At 64.6% G+C, this 21,472-nt stretch carries 15 protein-coding genes; 5 read left to right on the forward strand and 10 right to left on the reverse strand.

What is annotated here, in order from left to right:
* Positions 1-117 precede the first annotated feature (117 nt).
* The gene (locus RSE14_RS03750; RefSeq protein ID WP_324075904.1) at positions 118-912 is read right to left on the reverse strand and encodes an outer membrane protein assembly factor BamD; all 795 of its coding nucleotides are present in this window, start codon (positions 910-912) and stop codon (positions 118-120) included.
* Between the two features lie 107 nt (positions 913-1,019).
* Between RSE14_RS03750 and RSE14_RS03755 the strand changes: the two genes are divergently transcribed.
* On the forward strand, positions 1,020-1,850 hold the full coding sequence (locus tag RSE14_RS03755; RefSeq protein ID WP_324075905.1) for a hypothetical protein: 831 nt from the start codon (positions 1,020-1,022) through the stop codon (positions 1,848-1,850).
* A 111-nt stretch (positions 1,851-1,961) separates the two neighbouring features.
* On the opposite strand, the gene RSE14_RS03760 is transcribed toward RSE14_RS03755, so the two are convergent.
* The 4 genes from RSE14_RS03760 to RSE14_RS03775 all read right to left on the reverse strand — a co-directional run bounded on the left by RSE14_RS03760 (position 1,962) and on the right by RSE14_RS03775 (position 10,294).
* Complete coding sequence (locus tag RSE14_RS03760; RefSeq protein WP_324075906.1) at positions 1,962-2,888, reverse strand: HNH endonuclease; 927 nt, start codon at positions 2,886-2,888, stop codon at positions 1,962-1,964.
* 477 nt (positions 2,889-3,365) lie between these two features.
* Positions 3,366-5,183: a translation elongation factor 4 gene (gene lepA, locus RSE14_RS03765; RefSeq protein ID WP_324075907.1), complete on the reverse strand. Its 1,818-nt coding sequence runs from the start codon at positions 5,181-5,183 to the stop codon at positions 3,366-3,368.
* A 59-nt stretch (positions 5,184-5,242) separates the two neighbouring features.
* Positions 5,243-7,435: a putative bifunctional diguanylate cyclase/phosphodiesterase gene (locus tag RSE14_RS03770; protein ID WP_324075908.1), complete on the reverse strand. Its 2,193-nt coding sequence runs from the start codon at positions 7,433-7,435 to the stop codon at positions 5,243-5,245.
* 171 nt (positions 7,436-7,606) lie between these two features.
* Positions 7,607-10,294 (reverse strand): EAL domain-containing protein, encoded by a 2,688-nt coding sequence (locus tag RSE14_RS03775; protein ID WP_324075909.1) that lies wholly within the window; start codon positions 10,292-10,294, stop codon positions 7,607-7,609.
* Between the two features lie 185 nt (positions 10,295-10,479).
* On the opposite strand from RSE14_RS03775, the gene RSE14_RS03780 reads away from it, so the two are divergent.
* The 3 genes from RSE14_RS03780 to RSE14_RS03790 all read left to right on the forward strand — a co-directional run bounded on the left by RSE14_RS03780 (position 10,480) and on the right by RSE14_RS03790 (position 15,002).
* Positions 10,480-12,177 (forward strand): PHA/PHB synthase family protein, encoded by a 1,698-nt coding sequence (locus RSE14_RS03780; RefSeq protein WP_324075910.1) that lies wholly within the window; start codon positions 10,480-10,482, stop codon positions 12,175-12,177.
* A 133-nt stretch (positions 12,178-12,310) separates the two neighbouring features.
* Complete coding sequence (locus tag RSE14_RS03785; protein WP_324075911.1) at positions 12,311-13,174, forward strand: alpha/beta fold hydrolase; 864 nt, start codon at positions 12,311-12,313, stop codon at positions 13,172-13,174.
* 61 nt (positions 13,175-13,235) lie between these two features.
* Positions 13,236-15,002: an N-acyl-D-amino-acid deacylase family protein gene (locus RSE14_RS03790; protein ID WP_324075912.1), complete on the forward strand. Its 1,767-nt coding sequence runs from the start codon at positions 13,236-13,238 to the stop codon at positions 15,000-15,002.
* A 21-nt stretch (positions 15,003-15,023) separates the two neighbouring features.
* Here RSE14_RS03790 and RSE14_RS03795 read toward each other — a convergent pair whose 3' ends face one another.
* From RSE14_RS03795 to RSE14_RS03815, 5 genes are all read right to left on the reverse strand, one after another.
* On the reverse strand, positions 15,024-16,106 hold the full coding sequence (locus tag RSE14_RS03795) for a DUF2855 family protein (RefSeq protein ID WP_324075913.1): 1,083 nt from the start codon (positions 16,104-16,106) through the stop codon (positions 15,024-15,026).
* Between the two features lie 27 nt (positions 16,107-16,133).
* Entirely contained in the window at positions 16,134-17,261 is a 1,128-nt protein-coding gene (dnaN, locus tag RSE14_RS03800) for a DNA polymerase III subunit beta (protein ID WP_324075914.1), read from the reverse strand.
* Between the two features lie 152 nt (positions 17,262-17,413).
* Positions 17,414-18,178 carry a 3-oxoacyl-[acyl-carrier-protein] reductase gene (fabG, locus tag RSE14_RS03805; protein ID WP_324075915.1) on the reverse strand — a complete coding sequence of 255 codons (765 nt, stop codon included), beginning with the start codon at positions 18,176-18,178 and terminating at the stop codon, positions 17,414-17,416.
* Complete coding sequence (fabD, locus tag RSE14_RS03810; RefSeq protein ID WP_324075916.1) at positions 18,178-19,116, reverse strand: ACP S-malonyltransferase; 939 nt, start codon at positions 19,114-19,116, stop codon at positions 18,178-18,180. The genes fabG and fabD overlap by 1 nt, the downstream gene beginning before the upstream one ends.
* A gap of 38 nt (positions 19,117-19,154) precedes the next feature.
* Positions 19,155-19,985, reverse strand: a complete 831-nt coding sequence (locus tag RSE14_RS03815; protein WP_324075917.1) for an LD-carboxypeptidase — start codon at positions 19,983-19,985, stop codon at positions 19,155-19,157.
* A 56-nt stretch (positions 19,986-20,041) separates the two neighbouring features.
* Between RSE14_RS03815 and RSE14_RS03820 the strand changes: the two genes are divergently transcribed.
* On the forward strand, positions 20,042-21,469 hold the full coding sequence (locus RSE14_RS03820) for a glutamate ligase domain-containing protein (protein ID WP_324075918.1): 1,428 nt from the start codon (positions 20,042-20,044) through the stop codon (positions 21,467-21,469).
* Positions 21,470-21,472 lie beyond the last annotated feature (3 nt).

Raw genomic sequence — 21,472 nt, forward strand, 5'->3', positions numbered from 1 at the left:
ACCCTAAGTCCGGTGCCCGATATTGCAAGCATCCCCCCACCGCTGCATCAACAGATGCGGTTAAGCGCTGCCCCGTGTTTGTTAAGGCGCGGCTCTGCGCAGGGGCTGCGGGGAGGCCTAGGAGGCGGTGACGCCGGCGGCGTGCTTTTCGACCAGCTTGAAGGCCTTCTCGTACCATTCCGTGCCCGGATAGTTCGCTCCCAGCACCGCGGCATACTTCACCGCTTCCTGCGGGATGCCGAGCGCAAGGCTCGTCTCGGTCAGGCGGAACAGCGCCTCGGGGGTGTGGCTGGTGGTGTCGAACTTCTCGACCACGTTGCGGAACCGCATGTCGGCGGCGAGCCACATGCCCATCCGCTCGTAATGGCGGCCGATCTCCATTTCCTTGCCCGCAAGGTGATCCGCCACCAGATCGAGCTTCAGGCGCGCGTCAGCCGCATATTCGGTCTGCGGGAAGCGCCGGTTGACCTCGCGCAGCGCGGTCTGCGCCTGCTCGGTGATCTTCTGGTCGCGGTTCACATCGCTGATCTGCTCGTAATAGCTGAGCGCGATCAGATAATAGGCGTAAGGCGCATCCTTGTTGCCCGGGTGGATCGACAGGAACCGCTGCGCGTTCTGGATCGCCTTGTTGTAGTCGCGCGCGATGTAATAGCTGAAGGCGCTCATCAGCTGCGCACGGCGGGCCCAGGGCGAATAGGGGTGCTGGCGCTCCACCTCGTCGAACAGCGCCGCGGCCTGAAGCGTATTGCCCCGGTCCAGCCGCCGCTGCGCCTCGGAATAGAGCGATTCGACGTCCCGCGCGACATAGGCGACGTCCTTGCCCTCGGTCTTGCCGGCGCAGGCCGGGACGAGTGCGAGGGTCGCAGCCAGCAGAGCCGCGCGCGCGATACGGGAAGAAGCTGAAGTCACCATGGCCGGGTCTATAGCGGGGGCATCGCTGAACGCCAAGTGAAGCCCGCAAGCCCGGCGCCATCCGCCCACATTTTCCTACTCGGCGCTTTTGTGGTCCCATCATTTCCATGACGAGAAGAAGCGACCCCCGCACCACCCGCCTCCCCGTTCCCGCCGGAGAGCTGCCCGCCTTCACCCCCGTCCCGCGCCAGTGCAACCGCCACAACGGCTGGACCCCGCAGCGCCAGCGCGACTTCATCGAGGCGCTGGCCGACACCGGCTCGGTCGACGCCGCGTGCAAGGCCGTCAACATGAGCACCGTCGGCGCCTATCACCTGCGCCGCCAGTCCGGAGGTGCGAGCTTCCGCGCCGCATGGGAACGCGCGCTCCAGCTCGGCGTGAGCCGGGTCGAGGACGTGGTGATGGACCGCGCCCTCAACGGCGTGGAGGAACCGCTCTACTCCTACGGCAAGCTCATCGGCACCCGCCGCCGCTATAATGACCGACTGCTGATGTTCATCTTGCGCAACCGCGCGCCCGATCGCTTTGCCGACGGCCGGCCCAAGGCGCTCAACGCGATCGACCTGATGGAGCTGGAACGCCACAAGAAGCAGTGGCGCAAGGAATGGGAGGCCGAACACAAGCCCGTCAGCACCGCCGAGGTGCGCGCCAGCATCGACCGCAAGATCGAGGAGGTGCGCCGCCGCGTCGAAGCCGAGGAGGCGGCGATGTGGGCAAGGTTGTCAGAGGAGACGCGCGCGGCTTGGGCGGCGTTTGTTGCGTTGCGCGAGCGGGATCTGGTGGCGGCTGCGGCGGATGAGGATGAGCGGGGGTTGGTGGGGCGCGGGGTGCTGGCGGAATGTTCGTACTGGCCGAGGGGCAAGACATGGCAACCGCCCGAGCCCCCGCCTGCGCGGACGGAGTGGACGCTTACTGATCCGGATTTCGGGAAGCCCTGAGGGAGTGAAGATCCTCCCCTTCAGGGGGAGTCGAAGACGGACCGCTTGCGGGTCAGCGGGACCATCCCGGACTTGATCCGGGATGGTGGAGGGGCGGGTTGCGGGTAGCCTCTAAGCGGCGAACGCGTGAAATTCCCGATGCCAGTTCAAAAACTGCGGGTGGGGATGGTCCGCTTCTCTCGGGGGCGGGATCAGTTTTCCCGTCGGATTGATGATGGCCTCAACCCCACTGCGGTCATTGACCTTTCGGTGAATGATGATCTCGTGATTGTCGGCTACACCAATCAACCCTCGATCGAACATCCAGTGGGCAGTGCCAGACAGTGCAAGTCCGTTGCGGATCGAGTCCGGCCCGCCATGCTCGACTGGCTTTATGTGGGCCGCCTCAGCCTCCAACCGCCCTCCCCCATTGACGAGACGCCAACCGGTGACAGCGCAGCGTCCGTCATAGGCATGGAGCACTGCACGGCGAAATGCCCGGTCGCGGAAGGGGCGATTAAGAAGCGATTGAACGAGAGGGCGCTCGACTTCGAAGGGGGTGCGTTCCTCGCGGACAACGTTCAACGGTTCCGGGTCGCCAACACGAGGAAGAACATCCTCTTTTGGCAATCCAAGAGCAACAATGCGTGCGAAGTCCGAAGGTGACAGCGGGCGAACTGCGGCTTGTGCATTTGCCAAATCGCGCTCGACCGGTAGCCCGTCCACAATGTGTGGAACCGTCGGTTCAAAGGGCAAATAACTGCCCGGCTCGATCAACGCACGATACCGATCCGAAATCGCAGGATCAGGTATAATTCGTTGAACCTTTGCCACCGCAAAGAAGCCTTTCGACTGCGGGAGCTTGACTGGCTCACGATAAACAATCCAGTCACCAACCATCTGCTTGGCGCGACTGAGATATGCCTTCGGAAACTGATAATGCACTTCTGGGATATCGTCGTAGATCGACCCATCTTTGTGCATGAAAACGCCAAACGCCATTGGCATTTGATCTTGCGGTAACATGTTGAAGTCAAGCAGAAGCTGAAGTGTTCTCAATCCCCCTCCTGCTTGCGGGAGGGGTTAGGGGTGGGAACGAGCGAAGCGAGCACTTTTAGGGGCCCACCCCCAGCCCCTCCCGCGAGCGGGAGGGGAGAAGAACAGCCACCTAGCGACTTGGACGGCGAACCCTTGCGCGCCCCTCCACCATCCCGGATCAAGTCCGGGATGGTCCCCCTCCCCGTTTCGGGGAGGATCATGCCCAGACCTTCCCCCAAGAACCGTTCGTCCTGAGCTTGTCGAAGGACTGTATTGTCTTTGGTTGCGTGTGAAGGCTGAAAGAAAGAACGGGGCTTCGGAAGCGAAACTGTCGCACAGCGACACCGGCTCAGCCCGAAAGTCAAAGGAAGGTTAGCCGCGGCAAAGCCGCGGCCTGCGTCAGACGGGTTCTGCTTCGCAGACCCGCTGGCCGGAGTTGCAGCCTCTCGCTCCTAGCTTGCCGATTGCTGCGCAATCGCCTGCGCTAGTCGCGGGGCTTCACTCTTCCCCCATCCGCAGCGCAGCGATGAAAGCTTCCTGCGGGATCGACACATTGCCATACTCTCTCATCCGCGCCTTCCCCTTCTTCTGCTTCTCCAGCAGCTTCTTCTTGCGCGAGATATCACCGCCATAGCACTTGGCGGTCACGTCCTTGCGCAGGGCGGCGATGGTTTCGCGGGCGATCACCTTGCCGCCGATTGCGGCCTGGATCGGGATCTTGAACAGGTGGCGCGGGATCAGGTCCTTGAGGCGCTCGCACATGCCGCGCCCGCGCTCTTCGGCGACGCTCCGGTGGACGATCAGGCTGAGCGCGTCGACCGGCTCGTTGTTCACGAGGATGTTCATCTTCACGAGGTCGCCCTCGCGGCTGCCGATCTGTTCGTAGTCGAAGCTGGCATAGCCGCGGCTGATTGACTTCAGGCGGTCGTAGAAATCGAACACCACTTCATTGAGCGGCAGTTCATAGGTCACCTGCGCGCGGCCGCCCACATAGGTGAGCTCGGTCTGGATGCCGCGGCGGTCCTGACACAGCTTGAGGATGCTGCCGAGGTACTCGTCCGGCGTATAGATCACCGCCTTGATCCACGGCTCCTCGATCACCTCGATCCGGTTGGTATCCGGCCAGTCGGCGGGGTTGTGGATGTCGATCACCTTGGCGTCCTCGGTCTTGGAATGGCCGAGATTAATGCGGTACACCACCGAGGGCGCGGTGGTGATGAGATCGAGGTCGTATTCGCGGCTCAGGCGCTCCTGAATGATTTCCAGATGGAGCAGCCCGAGGAACCCGCAGCGGAAGCCGAAGCCCAGCGCGGCGCTGCTCTCCATCTCGTAGGAGAAGGAGGCATCGTTGAGGCGCAGCTTGCCGATGGACTCGCGCAGCTTTTCAAAGTCGGCAGCATCGACGGGGAAGAGCCCGCAGAACACCACCGGCTGGACTTCCTTGTAGCCCGGCAGGGCTTCGGTCGCCCCGTTCTTGACCGTGGTGATGGTGTCGCCGACGCGGGCCTGCTCCACCTCCTTGATCTGGGCGGTGATGAAGCCGATTTCGCCCGGGCCGAGTTCGGCAAGGTCGGTGCGCTTGGGGGTGAAGCAGCCGACGCGGTCGACAAGGTGCTGGGTGCCGCCCTGCATGAACTTGATGTTGAGGCCCTTGGTGAGCTTCCCGTCGATCACGCGCACAAGGATGACGACGCCGAGATAGGGGTCGTACCAGGAGTCCACGAGGCTGGCGGTGAGCGGCGCGTCGATCTTGCCCTTGGGCGCGGGGATGCGGGTGACGACGGCTTCGAGCACTTCGGCGATGCCGATCCCCGACTTGGCGGAGGCAAGGACGGCGTCCGATGCGTCGAGGCCGATGATTTCCTCGATCTCGTGGCGGACTTTTTCCGGTTCTGCGGCGGGCAGGTCGATCTTGTTGATGACGGGGACGATCTCGTGATCGTGCTCGATCGACTGGTAGACGTTGGCGAGGGTCTGGGCTTCGACGCCCTGTGCAGCGTCGACCACGAGCAGCGCGCCCTCGCAGGCGGCTAGGCTGCGCGAGACCTCATAGGCGAAGTCGACGTGGCCGGGGGTGTCCATCAGGTTGAGCTGATAGGTCTCGCCGTCCTTGGCGGTGTAGGTGAGGCGGACGGTCTGCGCCTTGATGGTGATGCCGCGCTCTTTCTCGATGTCCATGTTATCAAGGACTTGCGCGGACATCTCGCGCTCGGTGAGGCCGCCGGTAAACTGGATGAGCCGGTCAGCCAGCGTCGACTTGCCATGGTCGATATGCGCGATGATCGAGAAATTGCGGATCTTGGAAAGGTCAGTCATTGCGCCAGCGACTTAGCGTTGCACTGCGGCAAAGTCATTCGAGAAAAACGCAACAGCCCTCAGTCCCCCCGCCCCCCCGGAGCGTAGCCGAATTTGGGGGCGCCGCCTTGATCGATCAGGCCGCCGACCATGCCCTGATAACTGCCCGGAGCAAGTGCGGCGAGCGGAGTGCCTGCGGAGGCTAGCGCATAGGGGGAGACGCGGTTGCGCGTGCACAATCCGCCCGAGCCGTCATCGACCAGCGATTGTTCGAATTCGAGCCCCTGGGTGTCTCCGCTTGATCGCGTCACAGTCGCAACCGCCAACTGTCCTCCGCCGAGATCGACCACGAACTGCGTGCCCTTGGGTACATTCGCCAGCCCCTGGATCAGCGCGCCTGTGCGCGACAGATTGCGCAGCGTCACCTCGTAGGCATAGTCATCGTGGAAAATCTCGATCTTGCGGAACACCGTGCGTCGGCGGGCGCGGCGGGTGCGTTCGGCGCCCGGATCAATCTTCCACGAACCGTCGGCGATTTCCTGCTCCAGCACATCCTGATCGACCGGCTCGCTGAAAATCGGCCCCTGCAGATAGCGCACGCCGCAATCGCTCAATACGGCGAGAAGCGGCGCGCTTTCGATGCCGTTCGCGATGGTGTCCATTTGCAGTGCGCCGGCCAGTGCCACGATCGCGCGCACCAGTCCCAGCTCGCGGCTGTCGTGACGCTCAGCCTCGGCGACCAGCTTCTGATCGATCTTGATCGAATCGAACGGGGCACGCCGCAGATAGGCCAGCGAGGAATAGCCTGAGCCAAACTCGTCGAGCGTCATGCGCACTCCGAGCTTGAACAGGTTCGCGAGTGTGCGGTCGACAATGCTGGTCTCGCCGAAGAACACCGCCTCGCTGATCTCCAGCTCGAGCCGGCCGGGCGTCAGCCCGGCTTCGGTCAGCGCGCCCTCGATCTCGCCGACGAAGTTCTCGGAAAGGAACAGCGGCACTGGCACGTTGACCGCAATCCGCACGCTGTCCGGCCACAGCACCGCGCGCCGACAGGCCTCGCGGATCGCCCACATGCCGACATCGCCGATCAGACTCGATCCCTCGACGATCTGAGCGAATTCCTCCTCGTCGATGATCCCGCGCTCGGAATGGTTCCAGCACACATGGGCTTCCACGGCCTGAACAGTTTGGGCCGCAGCATCGACAATCGGCTCGTAACGCAGGAACAGCTGCTCCTCGCGCAGCGCCTCGCCGAGGTGCTGTTCGAGGCGGCGGCGGAAGATCGTCTCGTTCTCCAGTTCGCCCGAGAAAAAGCGATACTGCCCGCGTCCGCCGTTCTTGGCGGCATAAAGCGCAAGGTCCGCGGCGCGCACGATTTCCTCGCAGGTCACTCCGTCATGAGGCGCAATCGCGATCCCCACCGAGGCACCGATCACGCAGCGCCCGTCATCGAGGCTGTAGGGCTGGCGCAGCATCGCGATGATCTTGGCTGCCAGTTCGCCCAGCACGCCGCGATCATCCACATCCGGGATCATCACCTGAAATTCGTCGCCGCCCAGACGCCCGATCTCGCATTCACGATCGATCGCGCGGGTCAGCCGCTCAGCAACCTGCTTGAGCAATTCGTCCCCCGCCGCATGGCCGAGCGTATCGTTGACATGCTTGAAACGGTCGAGATCGAGCATCATCACCGCGCAATTGCGCTTGGCGGCGCGGAAGGCAGTCAGGGTGCTGTCGATCTGGTGCGCCATGCGGTGGCGGTTGGACAGACCGGTGAGCGAATCGTAGCGCGCCAACCGCGCTGTTTCCTCCTCGCGGTGGAATTCCTCGCTGATGTCGGCGCCGGTGCCACGGAAGCCGGCAAAGCGCCCGCCCGTGCCGAACACCGGCTGGCCTGCCAGCCGCAGCACGGCACCGTCGGGACGCCGCGTGGCGCGAACCGCCATTCCGGTAAACGCCTTGTGTGCGCCCAGCATCAGCGAGAGCGACTTGGCCCGTCCCTCGCGCTCGGCGGCGGTGAAGATGGTGGTCATCGGCTGACCCAGAAGATCGGCCAGCGGCACGTCAAGCCGCTCGGCGATCGCGGAGGAGATGTAGGTCAGCCGCCCCTCGGCATCGCTGGCCCAGAACCAGCCAAGGCCCGATTTTTCCAGCTCGTCCAGCATCGCCAGCCGTTCGCCATCGGACAGTGCCGATGCGGCGCCTCCGCGCAAGGAGCGCAATGCGGACGGCCCGCGCGATGACAAGAGACCCTTGAGGGACACCTTGGACACTACCTCCAATCCCAGTGGCTCTCCGGCAGACCCCGAGGGATTCGGCCGGTGCATCACCCCCGAGTAAAGCTGGATGGTTATTTTTTGGCTAAGCCCGGCCCCAAAGAAACAAGGCTTACGCCGGGCTAACCATCTTTGTCCTGACGCCAGATGCGGGGAATGGCCGGATGATCAGCCCTCGCGGGCGCGCGGGAGGGTGAAGGTGCCGTCCTCGCGGGCGCGCAGCGGCGTGTGGAACTCGATCCCGACCCGGTTCTCGCGTGACCAGCGAACCTGTCCGGTGACCGTCTGGGTTGGGGTGAATTCGACCCGCACCACGCTGCCCTCGCCAAGGCTCCACAGACCCTCGATCATCGCCCCGCCCTCGGACAGGTTGCGCAAGGTCGCCTGATGGCGCTCGCCCTTGTGCCCCACCACCACCCGGCGCAGCAATACATGGCGCGGCGGACGCGCCGATTGCGGGCCGCTGGCGCGGGCCGCGAGGTCGCCGCAGACCAGCGCAGTGGCCTGATCGGCAGGCATCGGGGCGAAATAGATGTGGCCCTGGACATGGCTGCAACCCAGCAGACGCACCAGTTCCAGCTCGTCATGGGTTTCCACCCCTTCGGCAGTGGTATCCATGTGGAGCACTTCGGCAAGGCTGTTGATCGCGGCGATGATCGCGCCGTTGCGGCTGCCCTGTTCGGTCGCGCCGCTGACGAAGCTGCGGTCGATCTTGATCCGGTCGAATGGCGCCTTGCGCAGATAGCCGAGCGATGAATAGCCCGTGCCGAAATCATCGAGCGCGAGCCGCACGCCAAGCTGCTTCAGGGCGCGGAAGGTTGCCTCGGTGCCGGGGGTGTCGCTGACGAACACGCTTTCGGTGATCTCGAGCTCGAGCCGCGACGGATCGATCCCGTTATGCGCCAGCGCCGAGGCGACGATGGTCGGCAGTTCGGGATTGGAGAATTGCAGCGCCGAGACATTAACCGAACAGCGGATATTGTCGGGCCAACGCGACATTTCGGCACAGGCGGTCTGCAAGGCCCATTGGCCGAGCCGGTCGATCAGCCCGGCGTCCTCGGCAATGGGAATGAAGCGCGCAGGCGAGAGCGGGCCGCGGCGCGGGTGATCCCAGCGCATCAGTGCCTCGAAACCGACGATCGTCTCGCTCGCGGCGAAGACCACCGGCTGATAATGCAGCTGCAATTCGCCGCGCGCGATCGCATCGCGCAAATCCTGTTCGAGCTCGGCGCGTTCCTCGGCCGCGGCATGGAGCCCGGGTTCATAGAAGCGCGCCACCCCGCGCCCGGCATCCTTGGCGGCATAGAGCGCCAGATCGACATTGCGGATCAGCACATCGCTGCTGGCCCCGTCCTCGGGCGCACAGGCGATCCCGACCGAGGCGCCGATCACCACGGTCTGACCTTCGATGTTATAGGGCTGCGAGAGCACTGCGATGATGTCGCGCGCGATGGCGTCGAGCTTGTCGCGGCTGCGGTTGCCGGGGATGATGACTTCGAACTCGTCACCGCCCAACCGGCCGCAGCGCCCGTCGGCGCCGATCACCCGCTCAAGCCGCTGGGCAACCTGCCGCAGCAGGGCATCGCCCGCCGGGTGGCCGAGCGTATCGTTGACCTGCTTGAAGCGGTCGAGATCGAGCATCAGCACCGCGCAGGTCCGCTCGCGCTTGGCGGGAGCGGCGAGGATCTGTTCGAGCGCCTGGCTCATCTGCACGCGGTTGGCGAGGCCGGTGAGCGAATCATACAGCGCAAGGCGCGAGACCTGCTGCTCGCTGCGGCGCTGTTCGGTCAGATCGGTGCCGTGGCCGCGGAAACCGCAGAAGTTCTTGTAGCTGTCGTAAACCGGTCGCCCGGTCAGCGCCCACCAGCGCTCCTCGCCGGATGCTGCTGCGCGCAGTTCGAGATCCTGGAAGGCCGAGCGCGCCGAGAGGTGGAAGGCGAGCGCCCGCTCCGCTTCGGCCGTCTGCGCGCCTGTGGCGATGAGCGCGCGCAAGGGGCTGCCGCGCAACGCGTCCGGATCGCGCGCCAGCACATGGGCCGCCTTGGGCGAGATATAGGTGATGAGCCCGCGCCGGTCGGTTTCCCAGAACCAGCCCTGCCCGCTTTCCTCGAAGCTGCGCAGGATATCCTCGGCCCGCGCCGCCACCCGCTCGCGCGCTTCGCGCAGGGACCGGCGACGCTCGGCCGCGCGCCATTCGACCCGGGCGATCAGGGCCAGTGTAAGCCCCGCGCCGAGCAAGGCGGCATAGGTCACGAGCGCCGGTGCCGCCATCGCCACAAAGCCCGCCCAACTGGCCAGCTTCGCGGTAAAAAGCGAGGCGATACGGCCCGAGAACAGCACCGCCGAGGCGGCATTGATGCACACCAGCGTGGCCACCGCCCATTGCCAGGCCAGCCCCGTCGCCAGCGCCGAGCCGAGCGCATAGCCGCCGCAGCCCATCGGCACGATCACCGCGATCACCAGCAGGCCGATGCGCATCGCCCGCTCGGTCTCGGAGCGGCGCTCGATTGCGGCAAACCACGGATAGGCTGCGAAGAGCCCGGCAGAGACAAGAGTTGCCAGCCCCACCGGCCAGGCCGGCATCCGCGCCGAAACCGCAAAGGCAAGTCCGAGGGCTACCAGCAGGGAAATCGCCATGCCGCGGGCATGACGGGGAAGGAAGAACTGCTGTTCCTCTTCGGGCTCGAGAGCTTCCTGGGCAAGGTCGGCGAGGCGTTCGGGTGCGAGCCTTTCGGCCCCGCGCCGCTCGTCACCCTCGCGCTGCGTGGCAACGTCTTCGCGGTCGCCGAAAGGCGCGCCTTCCCCCTCGGGAAAAGCGTCCTCTTCCGCTGCAAGAATGGCGTGCGACCCGGACATGACAATATCTTACCCGCGCGCCTGTTCGGAAAGCGTGAATCATCAGGGTAAATACTTGGCAACACTTGCGCCGGCGGCGCCCCGCGAGGAACCCTTTGCGGGTGCTTGCAAGTTGCGCAGGGGCGCTGCATCTTGGCCCCAGCGGCGCATGCCGGTTCAAAGACAACAGATACACAGGGGATCCGATGGCCAAGAGCAAAGTCAGTCTCGAGAACGAAGCCGCCCAGTCGACCAATGCGCTGGGGCCGCTGATCGGGGTGGCCCGCGAGGATTTTGTCAGCGCGGTGGCGCTGCTGCTGCGCGAGACCGCTTCGGACCCCTCGCGCTTCATCCGTCACAGCACTGCGATGGCGCAGGACATGGTCAAGATCATGACCGGCAAGAGCGATCTCGCCCCCGATCCCAAGGACAAGAGGTTCATGGATCCGGCCTGGCAGTACAACCCCTTCTTCCGCGCCGGGGCGCAGTATTACCTCGCCGTGCAGAAGGGGATGCGCAGTTGGCTGGAGGAGCTGGAGCTTGACGAACTCGAGCGCAACCGGGCGAATTTCATCGCCAATATCATTCTCGATGGCCTTGCCCCCACCAACACGCTGGCCGGCAATCCCACCGCGCAGAAGCAGGTGATCAATTCGGGGGGCCTCAGCCTGATCAAGGGCTTGCAGAACGCCTACAACGATCTCGTTCACAACAAGGGCATGGTCAGCCAGGTCGACAAGCGTCCGTTCAAGCTGGGCGAGAACATTGCGACCTCGAAGGGCAATGTCGTCTACCGCGACGAGATCATGGAGGTGCTGCAATATGCGCCCACCACCGACGAGGTCTACGAGATCCCGCAGCTGACCATCCCGCCGCAGATCAACAAGATGTACATCAACGATCTGTCGCCCGACAAATCGGTGATCAAGTGGCAGGTCGATAACGGCATCCAGACCTTCGTTATCTCCTGGCGCAATCCCAGCAAGGACCAGGGCCACTGGGGCATGGCCGATTACATCGCTGCCTGCGAAAAGGCGCTGGAGGTGGTGTCGGACATTTCGGGCTCGAAGAAAGTTAACGTCTCGGCCGGTTGTTCGGGCGGACAGACCGCCTCTGTGCTTGCCTCCAAGCTTGCCGCGACCGGCAATCCGATCCTCGGCACGCTGACGCTGATGGTCTGTGTGCTGCACCCCAAGCCGACCGATATCGAAGCCGGTTCGCTGGTGAGCGAGAACGGCATGCAGCTCGCCCGCCAGCGCGCGATGAAGGCGGGCGTGATCAAGGCCGATGATCTGGCACGCGGCTTTGCCTGGCTGCGTCCGAATGATCTGATCTGGAACTACGTCATCAACAACTACCTGCTCGGGCAGGATCCGCCGGCCTTCGACGTGCTGTTCTGGAATGCGGATGCCACCAACCTCTCGGCCAGCCTGATGGGCGACTTCCTGACCCTGTTCGAAACCCTCGCCTTCACCAAGAAGGGCGAGGTCGAGATGGCCGGCCACAAGGTGGATCTCAGCAAGGTGACCGCCGATCTGTTCATCCTTGGCGGGGTGACCGACCACATCACCCCGTGGAAGGCGACCTATCGTTCGACCCAGCTGTTCGGCTCCAAGGACGTTACCTACGTGCTCAGCCAGTCGGGCCACATGCAGGCGATCCTCAACCCGCCGGGCAACCCCAAGGCCAAATATTACGTCCAGGCCAAGAAGGGCAAGCTGCCCGAGACTGCCGATGACTGGCTGCAGGGTACCGAAGAGGTGAAGGGCAGCTGGTGGCCGCTGTGGATGGAATGGGTTCAGGCGCGTTCGGGCAAGAAGACTGCCGCCCCCGCAGCCGTGGGCAACGCGAGCTACAAGCCGCTTGAAGCCGCGCCGGGACTCTACGTCGTCGAAGAAGTCTGATAAGGCGACCTCGCGCCGGGGCGTGCCGAAAGGCCTGCCCTTACGCGCGAAATCTGTGGGCGCGCGCGTTTAGGGATCGATGCGCGCGCCCAACCCGCCCCCCTTGCGGGGGCGACAGAAAGGACGTGAATTCGTGAGCAATCCCATGGACGACGCGGTCGTCTCGATGGTCGAAGTGGGCGGCCGGACGCTACGGACTGCTGCGTGGCGGCTCGATATGCCCTCCGATCACCTGCCGATCCTGTTCTTCAACGGCATTGGCGCCAATATCGAAGCTGTTGCCCCGCTGGCCGCAGCCCTGCCCGAGCGCGGGTTCATCATGTTCGACATGCCCGGAACCGGCGAATCGCCCGATCCGCTGGTGCCCTACAACCCCTTCACCATGAGCTGGACCGCAGCCCAATTGCTGGGGAAATACGGCCTCGATGAAGTCGACGTCATGGGCGTTTCGTGGGGCGGCGCGATGGCGCAGCACTTCGCGCTCCAGCATCCCGGCCGCACCCGCCGCCTGACCCTCATCGCAACGACGCCGGGCATGGCGATGGTGCCGGGGAACCCTGCCGCTTTCACCAAGATGGCCGATCCGCGCCGCTACATCGATCCCGAATTCATGAACGAACACTTCGCCACGCTTTACGGCGGGGTCGACGTGGACGGCGCGGCACACCAGAAAGACAGCCATATCGGCCGGCTGAAGCCCCCTTCCCCGCGCGGCTACATGTACCAACTGCTCTGCATGCTCGGCTGGACCAGCCTTCCCGCCCTGCCCTTCATGAACAAGGAAACCCTGATCATGATGGGCGAGGATGACCAGATCGTCCCGCTCGCCAACGGCAAGATCCTGAAGGCGATGATCCCCAATTCGCGGCTTCAGACCTTTGCGGGCGGGGGGCACCTGTTCCTGCTCACCCATGCCGATGAAAGCGTGGCCGCAATCCGCGAATTCCTCGATGCACCCGCCACCGAAAACGAAGTCAGGCGCGCAGCGGCGGCATAAGCCCGCCGCTGGACAGCCTGCCCGGTTTGCGACATCCTCTCTTCCATAAGGGAGAGTGAGAATGGCGCATTACGATCTGATCATCCGCAGCGGCACGATCGTCGACGGGACGGGAGCCCCGGGCTTCACCGGCGATGTGGCGGTGAAGGACGGGCTGATCGCGGCGCTCGGTCAGATCACCGGCTCGGCAGACCGGGAAATTGATGCAGGCGGCAAAGTCGTCGCGCCCGGTTTTGTCGACATCCACACCCATTATGACGGGCAGGCCACCTGGGATCAGGAAATGGCCCCGTCGAGCTGGCACGGGGTGACCACCGTGGTGATGGGCAATTGCGGCGTGGGCTTTGCGCCTGCGCGCCCGGATCGCCACGAATGGCTGATCAGCCTGATGGAAGGGGTGGAGGATATCCCCGGCACCGCGCTCGCCGAAGGGATCACGTGGGACTGGGAGACCTTCCCCGAATATCTCGACGCGCTCGAAAAGCTCCCCCGCGCCATCGATATCGGCACCCATGTGCCCCACGGCGCGGTGCGCGCCTATGTGCTCGGCGACCGCGAGAAACCCGGCGCTGTGCCGACCGCTGACGACATCGCGGCCATGAGCGCGATTGTCGAGGAAGGCGTGCGCGCGGGAGCATTGGGCTTCTCGACTTCGCGCACCGTGCTCCACAAGTCGGTCGATGGCGAGCTGGTCCCCGGCACCACCGCCACCGCGGAAGAGCTGGTCGCCATCGGCAAGGCGATGGGCCGCGCCAAGGCCGCGGGTGGCCATGCCGTGTTCGAGATCGCGAGCGACCTCAAGCGCGAATGGAACGAGTTCGAATGGATGGGCAAGCTCTCGCGCGAGGCAAGAATCCCCGTCACCTTCGCCGCGCTGCAATCGATCGCCAAGGAAATGCCCCTCGACGAACAGATCTCTGCAATGCGGGCCGAGAACGACAATGGAGCGAATATCGTCGCGCAGATCGCGCTGCGCGGCAACGGGATCATCATGGCGTGGCAAGGCACCGTCCACCCCTTCCGTTTCCGCCCGAGCTGGATGGCGATCGCCAATCTCCCTTGGGAGCAGCAGAAGACCAGGCTGCTCGACCCGTCGTTCAAGGCGCAGCTGCTCGCCGAGCCCAATGACTATACCGATGCCCCCAAGGATATCGGCGGTGTGGTGATGGCGATCAGCATGGGCTGGACGCTGCAATACGAGATGGACCCCGATTTCGACTACGAGCCCGCAGCCGACGCCAGTATCAACGCTCGCGCGCTGGCAGCCGGCGTGGCCCCGCAGGAATATGCCTATGACCTGCTGTGCCAGGGCGAAGGCACGGGCTTCATCTACCTGCCGATCCTCAACTATGCCGACGGCAATCTCGATTTCCTCCATCCCCTCCAGCACGCCGACGACACGGTGAACTCGCTGTCGGATGGCGGCGCGCATTGCGGGACGATCTGCGATGCCGCCTCGCCCACCTTCATGCTTGAACACTGGGTCAAGGGCCGCAGCCGGGGCGAGCGCATCGGCCTCGAACAGGCGATCAAGCGCCAGTGCCGCGACACGGCAGTGCTCTATGGCCTCGAGGATCGCGGCGTGATTGCGCCGGGCTATCTGGCGGACATCAACGTGATCGATCTGGAAGCGCTGAAGCTCGGCAAGCCGTGGCTCGCCTTCGACCTTCCGGCAGGCGGCAAACGGCTGCTGCAGAAGGCCGAGGGCTATGTTGCCACGATCAAGAACGGCGTGGTGACCTTTGAAAACGGCGCATGGACGGGAGCGACCCCGGGCGGCCTGATCCGTGGCCCGCAGCGGGTGGAGATGGCCGAAGCGGCGGAGTAATCCGCCGCCTCTGGCGCCGCGTCAGGGCTCGATCACGATCCCCTTGGCCGGGTCGATCTGGCCTGACAGCATGGTGACAAACACATCGCGCGCCGCTGCCAGCCCGTCGTGACGCTCGATCGCGATGGTGCCCTCGGCCGCCTTGAGGAACTCGCGCCACGCCGCGGCAACCAGCTTGCCGCCTTCGATCTGGCCATGCGCCTTGAAGAAGGCGACCGCATGATCGGGGGCAAAGAACAGCTGGGGCTTGGGGCCAGGCAGCGGTTCGCCGCCGCCGAACACCGAGCGCGCTTCGATATGGGTCGCGCCGACCAGCGCCGAATGCGCCAGCGCGTCCTCGAAGTGGCGGTGAATGCGCGCCAGCAGCTCGGCATTCCCGGCAAAGTCGACACTCACGCTGCGCACCACGGGCAGGCGTTCGCAATCGTCATAGGCAACGACCTCATCATAAAGCCCGCTGGCTTCGACAAAGCCGACATTGCCCTTGGAGGTCAGCCCGATGCGCCGGATGCCGGGCGAGGATTGCCGGGCGACGCTGGCGAGGCCCATCGCGGTCTTGGAGGAGGCGCTGGTGACGATCAACTGCTCGGCGCCGAACCAGCTTTGCCCGCGCAGGAAATATTCGATCAGGAAGCCGGTGCGGAACAGCGGGCCGAAGATCATCCGCTCGGCCTCGCGCGCGGGATCATGCTCGGGATCGGCAGCAAGGCGGGTGTAGCTGTTGTAGACCGGGCTCATCGGCTGACGATAATCGGTGGTATCGAGGAAGCCCCCCGCGCTCACCTTGCCCGGGCGCACATCAAGGTGGCTCGCCATCGGCAGATAGCCATAGACCCGCTCGCCAACGGCGATCTCGGGGTGGTTGCTGAGGATCACGCGGGCATGGCCCCACATCGGCACGATGCCCAGGCCTTCGGGAGCGGGGAAGAAGTCCCAGTACTTGAACCCGTCGCCCACCACCGCATAGGTGACGTTGTTGGCGGTGACCGAGAAGCTCTCGATCGCGAGCCGCACCGCGCCGTCGGCGAGCGGAGCCAGCGGCGTTTCGACCATCGCGGCCTCGCCAAGCGCCCCCTTGCGGACGTGGACCTGAACGGCATTCATCGGCATTCCCCTCCTCTCAGGCGGGGATCACACCCGCATCGGCATCAGCACGTAAAGCGCGCGGCTGGCCTCGTTCTCGCGGATCAGCGTCGGTGCGCCGGCATCGGCGAGGTGCAGTTCGACCATCTCGGCGTCGATCTGGCCGAGAATGTCCTTGAGGTAGTTGGCGTTGAAGCCGATCTCCATGCCCTCGGCCTTGTAATCGGCTGCCAGTTCTTCGGCCGCAGTGCCGTTGTCGGGCGAGGTGACCGAGAGCGTCACGCGGTCATTGTCGAGCCCGATCTTGACCGCGCGGGTCTTTTCGGTGGCGATGGTCGCGACGCGGTCCACGCCCGAGAAGAACAGCTTGGGATCAACCTTCAGGAGCTTGTCGTTCGCAGTCGGGATGACGCGGCTGTAATCGGGGAAGGTGCCGTCAATCAGCTTGCTGGTCAGCACCATGCCGCCCTCGCCGCCGAGCGTGAAGCGGATCTTGCTCGCCGAAAGATCAATCAGCACGCTGCTGTCGAGCGCCTCTTCAAGCAGCTTGCGCAGCTCGCCCACGGCCTTTCGCGGTACGATCACATCGGGCATTCCGGCCGCGCCTTCGGGGCGCGCAATGGTGAAGCGGGCGAGGCGATGGCCGTCGGTCGCTGCAGCCTTGAGCAGCGGCTCGTCCTCGTCCGTCACGTGCAGGAAGATGCCGTTGAGGTAGTAGCGCGTTTCCTCGGTCGAGATCGCGAACCGGGTGCGGTCGATCAGTTCGGCGAGCAGGCGCGCAGGGATTTCGAAGCTGGTCGGCAGATCGCCCTCGACGATCACCGGAAAGTCGTCGCGCGGCAGGGTCGGCAGCTTGAAGTTCGAGCGGCCGGCCTTCACTTCCAGACGGTTGTCATTGGTGGTGAGGCTGACCTGGCTGCCTTCGGGCAGCTTGCGGGCGATATCGAACAGCAGGTGCGCCGAGACAGTGATCGCGCCGGGTTGATCGACCGAGGAAGCCGACATGGTCTCGACCACCTGAAGATCGAGGTCGGTCGCCATCACGCGCACAGCGCCGCTGGCGTTGGCTTCGATCAGCACGTTGGAGAGGATCGGAATGGTGTTGCGACGCTCCACCACCGATTGCACATGGGAAAGGCACCGCAGCAGCGTCGCGCGTTCGATCGTGGCCTTCATCGCGTGTCCCTATCGTTCCTGTGTTTGGCGTCGGAGAGAGAGGAATCGCCTCCAGACGCCGGAATCTGCCGGAAAACCTTAGCGCGGACAATCATCGGGGCAAGCAGGCGCCCGCGCGAGCGGCGACACGGCTGGGGATAAGGGGGTTACAATCACCCCAGCATCGCCATCCCGCCGTTCACATGCAGCGTTTCGCCCGTCACATAGGCGGCCTCGCGGCTCGCGAGGAAAGCGACCGCTGCACCGATTTCAGCGCCCTCGCCCATCCGGCCCATCGGGATCCGGCCATTGATCGCGGCTTGCTGCTTTTCGTCGAGCGCGGCGGTCATCGCGGTGCGGATGAAGCCGGGCGCGACGCAATTGGCGGTGATCCCGCGGCTGGCGACTTCCTGCGCGAAGCTCTTGGTCATGCCGGTCAGGCCCGCCTTGGCAGCGCAATAATTCATCTGGCCCGGATTGCCGGTCGCGCCCACCACGGAGGTGATGTTGATGATCCGACCAAAGCGCGCCTTCATCATCGGCTTGGCGGCGGCACGCATCAGGCGGAATGCGGCCTCGAGGTTGACGCGGATCACCTGATCCCACTCGTCATCCTTCATCCGCATGCCGAGATTGTCGCGGGTGATGCCGGCATTGTTGACGAGAATGTCCATCGTGCCGAGCGTGTCGAGCATGGCCGGAACCAGCTCTTCCACCTGCGTAGCATTGCCCAGATCGCAGGTGATCTCGACATGGCCGTCATGATCGTGGTGCGGATAGGCTTCGTTGAGCTCGTCCCGGAAGGCGCGCAGCTTGGCCGCGTTCGAACCCGACAGCGCCAGGCGCGCGCCCTGCGAGGCCAGCGCATGCGCGATCGACGACCCGATCCCGCCGCTCGCGCCGGTGACCAGTGCATTCATGCCCTTGAGTGAAAACATCAGAGGATCTCCTTCGCGAAGGCTTCGAGGTCGGCCATGGTCACAAGGCTCGTGACGGCCGCTTCCTTGTCGATCCGGCCCACCATCGGGCCCAAGACCTTGCCGCCAAGTTCGACGAAGCTTTCTACCCCGTCGGCGCGCATGGCAAGCACGCTTTCGCGCCAGCGCACGCGGCCGGTGACCTGTTCGACCAGCAGCGCGCGTTCCTCTTCAGGATCATCGACCCGCGCGGCGGTGACATTGGCGTAGAGCGGCAGGGTGAAAGCCGCAGGCGGGGTTTCGCCCAGTGCCTCGGCCATGCGCGCGGCGGCAGGCGCCATCAGAGAGGAATGGAACGGGGCCGAGACATTGAGAATCATTCCGCGCTTGATCCCAAAATCTTTGACCATCTCGACAGCCCGCTGGATCGCAGCGGTATGGCCCGAAATCACGACCTGCGAGGGGTCATTGTCATTGGCGACTTCGCACACTTCGCCTTGCGCAGCCGCTTCGGCGAGCGCCTTGGCCTGATCAATATCCGCGCCCAGCAGCACCGCCATGGTGCCCTCGCCCAGCGGCACGGCGGCCTGCATCGCCTGACCGCGCAGCTTGAGCAACCGCGCGGTGTCCGCAAGGCCAAAGGCGCCGATAGCGCAAAGCGCGGCATATTCGCCGAGCGAATGGCCTGCCACGCAGTGGCCCTTCTCCGCCAGCTTCACGCCGAAATCCTGCTCCAGCACCCGCAGCGTGGCGATAGCATTGGCCATGATCGCGGGCTGTGCATTCTCGGTCAGGGTGAGCGTGTCGTCCGGCCCTTCGCGCATCAAGGTCGAGAGCTTCTGCTTCAGCGCCTCGTCCACCTCGCCAAACACGTCGCGCGCTGCCGCGCTTGCCTCGGCAAGCTCGGTTCCCATGCCGACCTTCTGGCTGCCCTGACCCGGAAAGATAAACGCGCGCATCCCTGACCCCGTTTTTGTCGTGATTTTGGCGCGCGCCGTTACGTCCGCGCGGGCGGACTGGCAAGGCCGAAGGGCACAACCCTGTTGGCAGAATAGTGTCCGATCTGCGCCCGTCCGAGATAGGGAATGCCGGCGCGAGCACACCAGTACTGCGCGATTGCTTCCTCGCTTTGCCCGAATTCGACATAGTTTTCCGGCACGTCGGTGATCGCGCCGAGCCTGAGGCCTGCGACCCGTGGCAGGGTGGCCGCAAGGTGGAAGAACAATCGGTCGATCGCGTATAAGTGTTCGGCCACTTCCTCGACCATCACCACATGGCCGGTGAGATCAGGCATCAGCGGCGTGCCCGAAATCATCGCCAGCGTGATGAGATTGAAGGCCGCTGCCGGGGTCGCCCCGTCGAGGCTGGGTTCGAGCCCGCTGGTATCACCGCCCAGCCAGCGCAGCACCCGTCGGATCGCTTCCTTGCCGCCTTCCGAGCGCGCGCTCACCGGCATATGGCCGTGGACCGATTGTCCGATGCGGTGACGATAGAGTGCGGCCAAAAGATAGCCGCAGTCCGAAAAGCCGACATAGGTTTTGGACCGCGCCGCCTGGTTCATCTGCGCAACTGCCGCTTCGGCAATCCGGTTCGAGCCGTAGCCGCCCTTGGCAAACCATACGACATCGAACGCCGGATCATTGCTGCATTCGAGCAGGGCGGTGAGGCGCCGCAGATCATCGCCGGCAAAATGCCCGGCCTGTTCGAAGCACTGATCGTGGAACGTAAGCCGGTGCGAGGGGAACTCGGCCGCGACCAGTTCCTGGCAGGCGGCGGCCTGTTCGCGCGTGATCGGCGTTGCCGGTGCACAGATGGCGATATTCGTCATGAAACGCAGCCTATGGCGCTTGTCAGTGGGGGCGCAAGTCAATAACCACCCGGCATATGGATAACGGGGTCGAGGCCGGGGCGCTTGCAGGGCGTCCGCTGTTCTTTTGCGGCATTGGCGGGTCGGGCATGCTGCCCCTCGCGCAGATCGCGCATGGCCTTGGCATGTCCGTCGCGGGATCGGACCGCAGCCGCGATCAGGGCCGCACGCCGGAGAAGTTCGCCTGGCTCGAGGCTCAGGGCTTTGCGCTGTTCCCGCAGGATGGCAGCGGGGTCACCTCGCCCGATCAGGTGCTGATCGCCTCTGCGGCAATCGAGGACACTGTGCCCGAAGTCGCCCGTGCAAAGGCTCTGGGCTGCGATCGGATGAGCCGGGCCGAGCTCCTGTCAGCCCTGTTCAACGCTACTGGCTTTGCGATTGCCGTTGGCGGCACATCGGGCAAGTCCACCGTCACGGGCATGATCGCGTGGATCCTCCACGAAGGGGGATATGATCCCACCGTGATGAACGGCGCGGTGATGAAGAACTTCGTCAGCCCCGAAAATCCTTTCGCCAGCGCGCGGATCGGCAGCGGCAACCTGTTCGTCAGCGAAGTCGACGAAAGCGACGGCTCGATCGCGCTCTATCGTCCGACAGTCGCCGTGCTGCTCAATGTCAGCCTCGATCACAAGAGCATCGAGGAATTGCGTGTGCTGTTCGGCAATTTCCTCGCCGACTCTGGCGCAGCCGCGATCAATCTCGACAGCTACGAGGCCGCCCATCTCGCGCATCGCGCAAACCAGTGCGTGACCTTCGCGGTCAATGATCAGGCAGCCGACATCACCATCGAGCCGGATTCGATCGACCAGAGCGAGCTCGGCATCCGTGCCGCGGTGATCGACAATCGCAGTCGCGAGGTCTTTCCGCTGATCCTGCCCATGCCGGGGCTGCACAACCTGTCCAATGCGCTGGCAGCGATTGCGGCAGCAAGCGCGGCGGGCATCCAGGTCGGCCATGCGGTCTATGCCCTGCGCAGCTTTGCGGGCCTCGCACGGCGCTTCGACGTGATCGGCACCTCGCCTTCGGGCGTCACGGTGATCGACGATTTCGGCCACAACCCGGAGAAATGCGCCGCCACGCTGCGCACCCTCAAGGCCACGCCCGGACGCGTCATCGCCTTCTTCCAGCCCCACGGCTACGGCCCCTTGCGCCAGATGGGTCATGAACTCGCCCAGACCTTCGCCAAGGAACTGGGGCCGGAGGACATCACCATCTTCAGCGATCCGGTCTATTTCGGCGGCACGGTCGATCGCAGCGAAGGCAGCGAACGGATCACCGGCCTGATCAACACCGCCGGTGGGCATGCCGAGCATATCCCCACGCGCGAGGATTGCGCTGCGCGGATCACCGCGCTTGCCCGTCCGGGTGACCGGATTGTGGTGATGGGCGCGCGCGACGATACGCTGACCGACTTCGCCCGCGTGCTGCTGGCGGGGCTTTCCTGACCC

Source organism: Erythrobacter sp. (assembly GCF_035194505.1).
Taxonomy (GTDB): Bacteria; Pseudomonadota; Alphaproteobacteria; order Sphingomonadales; family Sphingomonadaceae; genus Erythrobacter.

Coding starts and splice junctions, on each gene's coding strand:
- RSE14_RS03750 (WP_324075904.1), bottom strand. CDS start 912: ATGGTGACTTCAGCTTCTTCCCGTATCGCGCGCGCGGCTCTGCTGGCT.
- RSE14_RS03755 (WP_324075905.1), top strand. CDS start 1,020: ATGACGAGAAGAAGCGACCCCCGCACCACCCGCCTCCCCGTTCCCGCC.
- lepA (WP_324075907.1), bottom strand. CDS start 5,183: ATGACTGACCTTTCCAAGATCCGCAATTTCTCGATCATCGCGCATATC.
- RSE14_RS03775 (WP_324075909.1), bottom strand. CDS start 10,294: ATGTCCGGGTCGCACGCCATTCTTGCAGCGGAAGAGGACGCTTTTCCC.
- RSE14_RS03780 (WP_324075910.1), top strand. CDS start 10,480: ATGGCCAAGAGCAAAGTCAGTCTCGAGAACGAAGCCGCCCAGTCGACC.
- RSE14_RS03790 (WP_324075912.1), top strand. CDS start 13,236: ATGGCGCATTACGATCTGATCATCCGCAGCGGCACGATCGTCGACGGG.
- RSE14_RS03795 (WP_324075913.1), bottom strand. CDS start 16,106: ATGAATGCCGTTCAGGTCCACGTCCGCAAGGGGGCGCTTGGCGAGGCC.
- dnaN (WP_324075914.1), bottom strand. CDS start 17,261: ATGAAGGCCACGATCGAACGCGCGACGCTGCTGCGGTGCCTTTCCCAT.
- fabG (WP_324075915.1), bottom strand. CDS start 18,178: ATGTTTTCACTCAAGGGCATGAATGCACTGGTCACCGGCGCGAGCGGC.
- fabD (WP_324075916.1), bottom strand. CDS start 19,116: ATGCGCGCGTTTATCTTTCCGGGTCAGGGCAGCCAGAAGGTCGGCATG.
- RSE14_RS03815 (WP_324075917.1), bottom strand. CDS start 19,985: ATGACGAATATCGCCATCTGTGCACCGGCAACGCCGATCACGCGCGAA.
- RSE14_RS03820 (WP_324075918.1), top strand. CDS start 20,042: ATGGATAACGGGGTCGAGGCCGGGGCGCTTGCAGGGCGTCCGCTGTTC.